Annotated in this window: 14 protein-coding genes; all 14 read right to left on the minus strand. The window is 62.2% G+C overall.

The features are described 5' to 3' along the window. Window positions 1-52: 52 nt before the first annotated feature. The 14 genes from BM186_RS14845 to BM186_RS14910 all read right to left on the minus strand — a co-directional run bounded on the left by BM186_RS14845 (window position 53) and on the right by BM186_RS14910 (window position 7440). Window positions 53-907 (minus strand): rhomboid family intramembrane serine protease, encoded by an 855-nt coding sequence (locus tag BM186_RS14845; RefSeq protein WP_074916244.1) that lies wholly within the window; start codon window positions 905-907, stop codon window positions 53-55. Then, the gene (locus tag BM186_RS14850; RefSeq protein WP_074916246.1) at window positions 904-1878 is read right to left on the minus strand and encodes a metallophosphoesterase; all 975 of its coding nucleotides are present in this window, start codon (window positions 1876-1878) and stop codon (window positions 904-906) included. Before BM186_RS14850 ends, BM186_RS14845 begins: the two co-directional genes overlap by 4 nt. Then, window positions 1879-2766 carry an NAD(+) kinase gene (locus BM186_RS14855; protein WP_017679052.1) on the minus strand — a complete coding sequence of 296 codons (888 nt, stop codon included), beginning with the start codon at window positions 2764-2766 and terminating at the stop codon, window positions 1879-1881. A gap of 355 nt (window positions 2767-3121) precedes the next feature. After that, window positions 3122-3490: a Mor transcription activator family protein gene (locus BM186_RS14860; RefSeq protein WP_074912857.1), complete on the minus strand. Its 369-nt coding sequence runs from the start codon at window positions 3488-3490 to the stop codon at window positions 3122-3124. Further along, complete coding sequence (locus tag BM186_RS14865; RefSeq protein ID WP_074912856.1) at window positions 3487-4035, minus strand: hypothetical protein; 549 nt, start codon at window positions 4033-4035, stop codon at window positions 3487-3489. The genes BM186_RS14860 and BM186_RS14865 overlap by 4 nt, the downstream gene beginning before the upstream one ends. Continuing rightward, window positions 4035-4601: a gp16 family protein gene (locus BM186_RS14870; RefSeq protein WP_074912854.1), complete on the minus strand. Its 567-nt coding sequence runs from the start codon at window positions 4599-4601 to the stop codon at window positions 4035-4037. The genes BM186_RS14865 and BM186_RS14870 overlap by 1 nt, the downstream gene beginning before the upstream one ends. After that, a complete protein-coding gene (locus BM186_RS14875; RefSeq protein WP_139227996.1) occupies window positions 4598-4993 on the minus strand; it encodes a hypothetical protein in 396 nt (131 codons plus the stop codon). The genes BM186_RS14870 and BM186_RS14875 overlap by 4 nt, the downstream gene beginning before the upstream one ends. After that, complete coding sequence (locus tag BM186_RS14880; RefSeq protein WP_074912850.1) at window positions 4990-5223, minus strand: hypothetical protein; 234 nt, start codon at window positions 5221-5223, stop codon at window positions 4990-4992. The genes BM186_RS14875 and BM186_RS14880 overlap by 4 nt, the downstream gene beginning before the upstream one ends. A gap of 1 nt (window position 5224) precedes the next feature. Then, window positions 5225-5581: an ASCH domain-containing protein gene (locus BM186_RS14885; RefSeq protein ID WP_143520410.1), complete on the minus strand. Its 357-nt coding sequence runs from the start codon at window positions 5579-5581 to the stop codon at window positions 5225-5227. 19 nt (window positions 5582-5600) lie between these two features. Then, window positions 5601-6230, minus strand: coding sequence for a DUF3164 family protein (locus BM186_RS14890; RefSeq protein WP_074912846.1), 630 nt, complete (start codon window positions 6228-6230; stop codon window positions 5601-5603). Next, window positions 6223-6435, minus strand: a complete 213-nt coding sequence (locus tag BM186_RS14895; RefSeq protein ID WP_074912844.1) for a hypothetical protein — start codon at window positions 6433-6435, stop codon at window positions 6223-6225. Before BM186_RS14895 ends, BM186_RS14890 begins: the two co-directional genes overlap by 8 nt. Further along, a complete protein-coding gene (locus tag BM186_RS14900; protein ID WP_074912842.1) occupies window positions 6435-6698 on the minus strand; it encodes a hypothetical protein in 264 nt (87 codons plus the stop codon). The genes BM186_RS14895 and BM186_RS14900 overlap by 1 nt, the downstream gene beginning before the upstream one ends. Beyond that, window positions 6695-7045, minus strand: a complete 351-nt coding sequence (locus tag BM186_RS14905; RefSeq protein WP_074913506.1) for a hypothetical protein — start codon at window positions 7043-7045, stop codon at window positions 6695-6697. The genes BM186_RS14900 and BM186_RS14905 overlap by 4 nt, the downstream gene beginning before the upstream one ends. A gap of 2 nt (window positions 7046-7047) precedes the next feature. After that, window positions 7048-7440 carry a DUF2528 family protein gene (locus tag BM186_RS14910; protein WP_099481847.1) on the minus strand — a complete coding sequence of 131 codons (393 nt, stop codon included), beginning with the start codon at window positions 7438-7440 and terminating at the stop codon, window positions 7048-7050. Window positions 7441-7509: the final 69 nt, after the last annotated feature.

The following is a 7509-nucleotide window of genomic DNA, read 5'->3' on the forward strand; positions in this document are numbered from 1 at the left end:
AGTAAATCGTAGGGTGGGCCGGGCGGCGTTCCGCTTCAGCCCACCAAATAAATCAGCGTTTTGCCAGCATACCGCCAAGCAGGCCGGTCAGGCAGCCGGTGAGCAGACCGCCGACATGCGCAGCATTGGCAATGGCGCCAATACCCAGCGTTTCGAAGATGCCGGTCATACAGACCACCAGCCAGATCAACATCATCACCAGCACGCCAGGCGGCAGCCGATAGACAGCGTTCGGTGCCAGGCGCTGGTAGATCCAGCAATGCCCGAGCAGACCATAAAGTACGCCGGACAAGCCGCCGAACAACGACGGCCCGGCCCACCAGTATTGGGCGAAGTTCGACGCCAGACCAAACAGCAGAGTCAGCCCCAGCAGACCGATGGCGCCCTGGCGAAACTCGATTCGCCGTCCCAACTCCCAGTACCACAGGCTGTTCATCGCCAGATGCAGCCAGCCGAAGTGAATCAGCATCGGCGTGATCAGGCGCCACCACTGGCCACTATCGAGCGTGGCATCCAGATAGGTCAGATAGATGTGCTCGCCGTCGATGCGAAAGTCGACGAAGCTCAGCCAGCGAATCGCCGAGAAATTCTCACCCGCCAGGGTCACCGCAAAGACGATGAAGGTGGCCAGCAACATCAGCGCCGTGACCGGGCTGCGCCGTAGCTGAGTGGCGAAGCTCTCGCGCACCGGGGCAACGCTTGGCGGCAGTTCTCCGGCGTCATCGCCCTGCGGATGATGCGCATAGAGCTCGCGCACCTGCTCTGCAAGCTCCTGCCCCGGCACCCAGAGCACCTGCTCGCCGCCCTCTTCCGATACCCGGTGCGGCACGTTCAAACGCTGCAATAGCCCCACAAAACCGCTTAGATCGGTATCCAGCGGCAAGCGCAGCACTTCTACTGCCGTCATCGCGGCGCCTCCTGCGGATCGACATCGACCCAGACGAATTTCCCCGCGTCCAGACGCGTTTCCTGATCCAGACGATAAGCCACCAGACGGCCACCAACCACCGCGCTGTAATCCAGGCAGGCCAGGTTGGGTCGTATCGGCGCCGGCTTGCCACGCCGCCAGTAGTGGCCGACGAACAACAGCGGCTCATGCGCGCCGTACCTGAGCAGCTCGTCCTTCTGCAGTTCGGTCAATGGCGTCTGCGCCGCCAGCTCCGGCAAGGCATCGGGCTGGAAGACGATATCGCCATAAGTCTTCGGGTCCTCCTCCCAGAACTTGGTGCGGAAGTACGAGCGGGTAAAGCCATCGCCGCTGGTCAGGGTCAGACCATGCGGCAGACGCATGTCGGTCCCGCGCAACAGGCGATCAAGCGCCATGTTGGCGAAACTGCCGGGCACCGCCGAGGCCTGCAGGAAATGTTCATCGATGCAGCCATTGGGGAATTGCGCCTTGAGCGGCGTGATCAACTCGTCATCCCAGCAGGCGTGTACTACGCGGAAGCGCCCGGCATCGATGAACAGCGGCATCTCGTAGAACCAGCGGAGGAACTCACGCCACTCCTGCGGATGATCTTCGAACTGCGCCAATGTCTCGCGCATCAGGCGCTGGTGGCGCGGACTGTGTTCGCGTACGTACTGACGACCACTACCCGGCGGCGCCGGCGTGCTCCAACCCAAGGCATTGAACTCGTGATTGCCCATGATGCACAGCGCCTGGCCGGCGCGAACCATGTCATACACCAGATGCAGGGTTTCGCGGATGCCCGGGCCGCGGTCTACCAGGTCACCCAGGAAGATCACCATGCGCGTCGGATGGCGCCACACGCCACCTTGGCGGCTGTAACCCAAATGTTCGAGCAGGCGTTCGAGGGTTTGCGCACAACCGTGGATATCACCGATCAGGTCATAGCCACGATGGGGGTCGAGGGACATTCAGTCCTGCCCTCCCAGGCGGCTGCCCCATCCAAGCTTGGTGCGGCAGACCTCATAGTAGTTGTGATCCAGCGGGTGGATCAGACGCAGCTTCTGTGCCTTCTTGGCCACGTGCAGGGTGTCACCCGGCGCACAGGTGAAATGGTTCTGGCCGTCGCAGGACACCTGCGGATAGATGGTCATGTCCGCCGACACCACCACCTTCAGCTCGCTGTTGCCGTCGACCACGATGGGCCGGCTGGACAGCGTATGCGGGTACATCGGCACCACCACGATGGCGTCGAGCTTGGGATGCATGATCGGCCCGCCAGCGGACAACGCATAGGCGGTCGAGCCCGTGGGCGTGGCGACGATCAGGCCGTCGGCCTTCTGGCTGCAGACGAACTGGCCGTCGATATACAGCTCGAACTCGATCATCCGCGTCGACTTGCCGGGGTGCAGCACCACGTCGTTGAGCGCGTCACCCTGGCCGATGGCCTCGCCCTGACGACGCACCTCGGCTTCGAGCAAGAAGCGATTCTCGGTCAGATACTGGCCTTCGAGCACCTGCGCCACCTTGAGCTCCAGCTCATCAGGGCGAATATCTGTGAGAAAACCCAGGCTGCCACGGTTGATCCCCAGCACCGGCACCTTGTGCCGCGCCAGGGCGCGGGCGGCGCCAAGCATGCTGCCGTCGCCACCGACGACGATCACCAGGTCGCAGACCTCGCCAAGCATCTTGCGCGAGGAGGTTTGCAGGCCGTGTCCCGGCAGCACGTCGGCGATGGTGTCCTCGAGGATCACATGCAGGTGACGGTCGATCAGAAAACGCTTGAGTCGCCGCACGGTTTCCAGCACCCGCGTGCTGCCCAAGCGCCCGATGATGCCGACATTGCGAAATTGCTCCATGGGACTCCCGCCAGACAGATAAGAAACGAAGAGAGATTATCGGCCAAAGGTCTGGGCGGCAGCAAACCAGCACTGTTACTCGCAGGCCGTTGAAAAACTACCTGCGTTGCCATTGCTGCGTTAAAAACAGGCTCAAAATGCTCATTTACAGCTCGTAAACTCCGCTTTTTCGCCTGTTTTTGCCTTGCACTGGCTGCCTCGCCTACGTTTTTCAATGGTCTGCTGCGCTATGTGTGCAGGCTTGAGAAAAATAACACAGGGAAAGCGCGATAAAGGCGGGATATAAAGGAACGAAGGGGAAAATAGCGGGACGGGTTTTGTAAGACCGTTGCCGTAGGTGAAACGGCGGCGACCGCTAGGAAGGGTCGTCGCCGAGGTCTAGTTTCTGCTGGTCTCGGTTTGCGTTGCGGCGCTGGTGCTCGCGCAACACTGAGTAGATCCAGTCCTCGGTGATGCTGTACTTGCGCACCAGCTCGTCAGCGTTCGATCCATTGTACTCCTTGACGACATGCAGCTTCAGCCGCTGATGTGCCAGCTCGTCCCTGGTCGGGAATGTGAAGGTGATCCCGCGCCAGCGGCGGTGAAGCTGGAAGCACAGATCCTCGGCTTCGTTCTTGGCCTTGGCCTCGTCCGCACCGTTGCGAACCAAGGCGACGGTCACCATCTCGCTCAGCTCTCGCAGCATCGAGTTGCGCCGGCGGATTTGCTGTGCTCTGACCTTCATGCGTTCCCCCTTGCCGCTGCAATGCGGCGTTCGGCTTCCTCTTCATTAATAAGGCCCAGGCGGCGATCGGCTTCGATGCGGCCGAGGGCGTCCTGCAGGATCTGTTGTGTGGTGGCAGCCGCGCGGGCCGGCTTGGCCGGCGCGGCGGCTTGGGCCTGGGCGGGGTCGCTGGCTATGCCAAAGACCACCACGCGCAGGTAGTTGTGGTTTTCCAGCGGCAGCGACAGGCGCTCGCGGCCGATCAGCATCTGCTCGATGCCGGCCACCCACAGCCGTGGCGGCGCGGGCTTGGTGTCGCTCTTGCGAGCGTCCTTTTGCACGGTGCCGGCGTTGACCAGGTCGAGCAGCTCCTCCAGCAGCTTGATGGCGCGGGTCATGCGCAGGCCGCGCTTGGCCGGGCTGAACAGGCGCAGGTAGTTGAGCACCGCCCGGCCCAGCTTCGGATCGAGGCCGGCGAGCATTGCCGCCAGCTTCTTGCCGTCCGCGTCTGCGAAGCCGGCCTCGATCGGAAACTGCTCACCGCAGCAAGGGCATTGCAGCTGCATCAGTCGCCCCTCCGCGCGATGACCAGGTTATTGAGGGCATCCACCAGGGCCTTGAGGATTGGACGCTGCCGCTTCCACCCCTTCGGCAGGGCTTCCAAACCGTCAATGCGTTCTGGATCGCTAACGCCCAATGCCTTACACAGCTCTTCCACCTGGTGGAGCAGCTCGCGCTTCTCCTGCTCGACGTGCAACGCCGCTAGTACCGCCGTTAGCTGCTTGGGCGTTTTCAGCCATGCGACCTTTTCTACGCCGAACTGGCGCTTGGCGATCGCATCGGCATAGCTCCAGGGCAGGCCCATGTTAGTGAGCTGAGCCTCGATCACCTCGATCTCGCCAGACAGCTGGGCGAAGTTGTGCGGCTTGCCCTTCGCCTTGCCGCTGGGCTTCGGTTTGAAGCCCAGACGCTCCAGCTCGACCATCAGCCGGCCGGCCTGGCGTGTGTTGAGGTCTTTTGCAGACTCGACGCCGGCCACGCGGCGCAGCAGTGCGCGATAGCTGTCGTCATCCATGCCCAGTTGGCCCTTGGCGATGTGGATCTTGCCGAGTACGCCTTTCGAGATACTCATGCGCGACCACCCATGGAGCAGCTCAGGCGATTAAGGCGGCGGTTGATGGCTGCAGTCTGCTTGCGCAAGGCGCGCAGCTCGGCACTGAGGTCGATAGTAGCCACCACCACCGGTTCGGCTGGCACCTCCGGTACCGGCTTGGCCTTCACCGGTGCAGCAGGCTTGGCCGGCTTTGCCTTGATGGGCGCAGCCTGGACGGGCTTCTGCTGCTCGGGATTGATCGACTTCGAGCGCCACGGACCACTCTCGACCTGGCGGCAGAGGTTGTCATAGGCCTTGATCTCGCCGCCCTTGGCCAGAAACTCAGCGATCTGCGCATTCAGCTCGTCCTGACGCTCCTGGGGCTTGGTCATGTCGGTGGACGGTGCGTCCCTGAATATTGGGTGGCTCATCGGATGGCCTCCCCTGGAACGATCAACCATTTGCTGTGCAGCCGGCCGACAGGCGAGCACGGCTGACGCTCAATGGTTTTATGGAAGTCAGGGAAGAGCTTGTCGGCCAGCCGCTCAACAGCCAGCTTGGCGTCATAGGTGCAGGATGCCTTCTTACCCTTGATGGTTTTGGTCCTGTAGCCGGAGTGATCCAGATGTACGAAGACCTCTACTGTGGTGTTGGTAGCCATCTCACACCTCCCACTCGATCAGGTGGCCAGCGAAGGTCTGGCCGTGCGTTGCGGCGAAGTACTCGAAGAAGTCGGCAGCAGTGGCGAAGCCGTCGGCCTGTGCAAGGTGATTGACCTCTTCCGCGTCCAGCTCGCCCATGACGTCGCCGGTCTGGACGCGAACGCGCCGGGCGGCCAGATCCATGGCGATCGGATAAACAGCCTTGCAGGGTGCGGTGCGCAGGAGGCGGCAGTTGCGCGTGCGCATGCCCGTGTACAGCTGCAGTTGCTCGCCACGACGTGGCGGACGACGCTTGCCTGCAGCGCGTATGGTTTGGCGCTTGGTGCCGTCCTCTACTGAGGGTGCGAACCGGGCCATAAAGTTGAAGGCGACCATCTCACACCCCCGCGATATCGAGCAGGATGGTCCGGTATGCCTTCTCGCCGACGCGCTCCTGGACTTGGATGTACACGGCCTTGCCGTTGACGATGATGCTGTCCTTCACCGCTTCCATGGCCTTCTTCCAGTCCTCATCGTCGATATCGACGCGAGTCATCTCCTGGACGCGGGACAGGCTGATCTCGCCTTGCCTGGTCAGGCGGAACGCGTTGGTGGCCAGAGTGAACAGGTGCCTATGCGCATCCTCACTGACGGTCTTGCCCCAGCGGCTGATGCACTCGAACACCTTGACCTTGGCCACTTCCATCTCTTCGGTGAAGGTCTGGACGTTGGAGTAAACACGCTTGACCTTATAGCGGCCATCGAAGCTGATGAGGCTGACGTTGCCCTTCGGCCCGCCCAGCTTCATGTCGAACTTCTCGCCAGCGATCGTGACTAGGTCATCAATCTCTTCCAAGGCGCGCTTCTTCAACGCCTTGAGTTCCTCATGCAGGCGGACGGCATCCTTGACGATGCCCATCACAACCATGTCGCGCATCTTGTCCTGCTCGCGGATTTCGCTTTCATGCTGCAGGCCGCCAGCGGCATTGCGCAGCCAACCTTCAGGGACTTGGATTTGCTCAGCCATGGGTTTCTTCCTCGGCTTGTTGGGTGGCGTTTTCGAGTTCGGCCTGGACGACTCGGCGGAACTCAACGATCTCGATGCTCAGCTTGTGGCCGCCGATGCTCGGATAGGCTGATGCGTAGCCGGCGCCGCGCTTGAGCAGCTCCAGGGCTTCGCGCAGGCGCCGTTCGACGGTTAGCTGTACGGCGGACTTGGCCATGGTGTTCATCAATGCACCCTCCGTTCGACGGGCTTGTTGTTCTGCTGGTACGCCGTGGCGAACCGGCCGATGCCGTTCAGCACGGTCTCGGTATCGCCGGCCAGGTAGGCTTCGCAGATTGCGGCGAGGTCATTGCCCAGGCGGTTGTTCCAGTAGATGAGGTTGGCCAGGCGCAGCGTGATTTGGGAGTTGAGCCGGCATTGCGTCTGCAGGTTCTCGTTGGCCTCCTGCAGCTCGCGCTGCAGGGATGCGATGCTTTCCTCAGGGGTCATGACGGCAGCCCCTTTGCCGGCGTCAGCCAGCAGACTTGGCAGCCGCCGAGGCGGACGCAGTTGATGTTGTGGACGCCCTTGGTGCTCCAGACCGGGCTGCGCCATTCGCTGCGGAACGATGCGGCGAGCTGATCGGAGTCCTCGGCGTTGATGAAGATCTTGGCGTCTAGCGGCGATGCGGCCTCGATGCGCACGCCCACCGCGCGCAGGCGGCGGGTCATGTCGTTGAGGGCGCGCAGCTTGTCGGCCAGTTCAGGGGTCAGCACGGTGCACATGGGCAGCGCGTGCTGGATGGAGATCTCGGCGGCGATCTTGGCGCTGAGCGGGATGACGTTGGGTGCGCGCATGGTCATGCCCCCTTGAACTCAAGATCGAGGTCGACTTGCACATCGGCATCAACCAGGCGGATGCCGCACCAGCCGAAGGGGTTGCCCTCTTCGCTGCCGCCCCAGCCTTCCTCTTCGTGTAGCGAGCGCTTAGTCCAGTGGCCTGCGTTCCAACCGTCTTTTTCGACGAAGGCGCCGCCGATTTCCAAGAAGGCGAAAACAAAGCGCTCGGCAGCCAGCTTGACTAATGCGCGGATCACATCGCCATCCGCATCGCTCAGGCGATCATCGTGACTGCTCCAGAACTCATTGATCTCGGTGGCGCGCTCTGTGGTGAGGATGTCGAGGTCAACTTCCAGTGTGATCGACCAGTCCTTCCAGTCGTCGCTCAGGGTGAATTTCTGCAGGTTGGCCATGGCTCACACCTCCGCAATGATGTCCGCCGACAGGCGGGTGGCGCCGACCAGGGCGGCCTGGTTGAAGGC

It is taken from the genome of Ectopseudomonas toyotomiensis (genome assembly GCF_900115695.1).
Taxonomy (GTDB): domain Bacteria; phylum Pseudomonadota; class Gammaproteobacteria; order Pseudomonadales; family Pseudomonadaceae; genus Aquipseudomonas; species Aquipseudomonas toyotomiensis.

Coding starts and splice junctions, on each gene's coding strand:
- BM186_RS14845 (WP_074916244.1), bottom strand. CDS start 907: ATGACGGCAGTAGAAGTGCTGCGCTTGCCGCTGGATACCGATCTAAGC.
- BM186_RS14850 (WP_074916246.1), bottom strand. CDS start 1,878: ATGTCCCTCGACCCCCATCGTGGCTATGACCTGATCGGTGATATCCAC.
- BM186_RS14855 (WP_017679052.1), bottom strand. CDS start 2,766: ATGGAGCAATTTCGCAATGTCGGCATCATCGGGCGCTTGGGCAGCACG.
- BM186_RS14860 (WP_074912857.1), bottom strand. CDS start 3,490: ATGAAGGTCAGAGCACAGCAAATCCGCCGGCGCAACTCGATGCTGCGA.
- BM186_RS14865 (WP_074912856.1), bottom strand. CDS start 4,035: ATGCAGCTGCAATGCCCTTGCTGCGGTGAGCAGTTTCCGATCGAGGCC.
- BM186_RS14870 (WP_074912854.1), bottom strand. CDS start 4,601: ATGAGTATCTCGAAAGGCGTACTCGGCAAGATCCACATCGCCAAGGGC.
- BM186_RS14875 (WP_139227996.1), bottom strand. CDS start 4,993: ATGAGCCACCCAATATTCAGGGACGCACCGTCCACCGACATGACCAAG.
- BM186_RS14880 (WP_074912850.1), bottom strand. CDS start 5,223: ATGGCTACCAACACCACAGTAGAGGTCTTCGTACATCTGGATCACTCC.
- BM186_RS14885 (WP_143520410.1), bottom strand. CDS start 5,581: ATGGCCCGGTTCGCACCCTCAGTAGAGGACGGCACCAAGCGCCAAACC.
- BM186_RS14890 (WP_074912846.1), bottom strand. CDS start 6,230: ATGGCTGAGCAAATCCAAGTCCCTGAAGGTTGGCTGCGCAATGCCGCT.
- BM186_RS14895 (WP_074912844.1), bottom strand. CDS start 6,435: ATGAACACCATGGCCAAGTCCGCCGTACAGCTAACCGTCGAACGGCGC.
- BM186_RS14900 (WP_074912842.1), bottom strand. CDS start 6,698: ATGACCCCTGAGGAAAGCATCGCATCCCTGCAGCGCGAGCTGCAGGAG.
- BM186_RS14905 (WP_074913506.1), bottom strand. CDS start 7,045: ATGCGCGCACCCAACGTCATCCCGCTCAGCGCCAAGATCGCCGCCGAG.
- BM186_RS14910 (WP_099481847.1), bottom strand. CDS start 7,440: ATGGCCAACCTGCAGAAATTCACCCTGAGCGACGACTGGAAGGACTGG.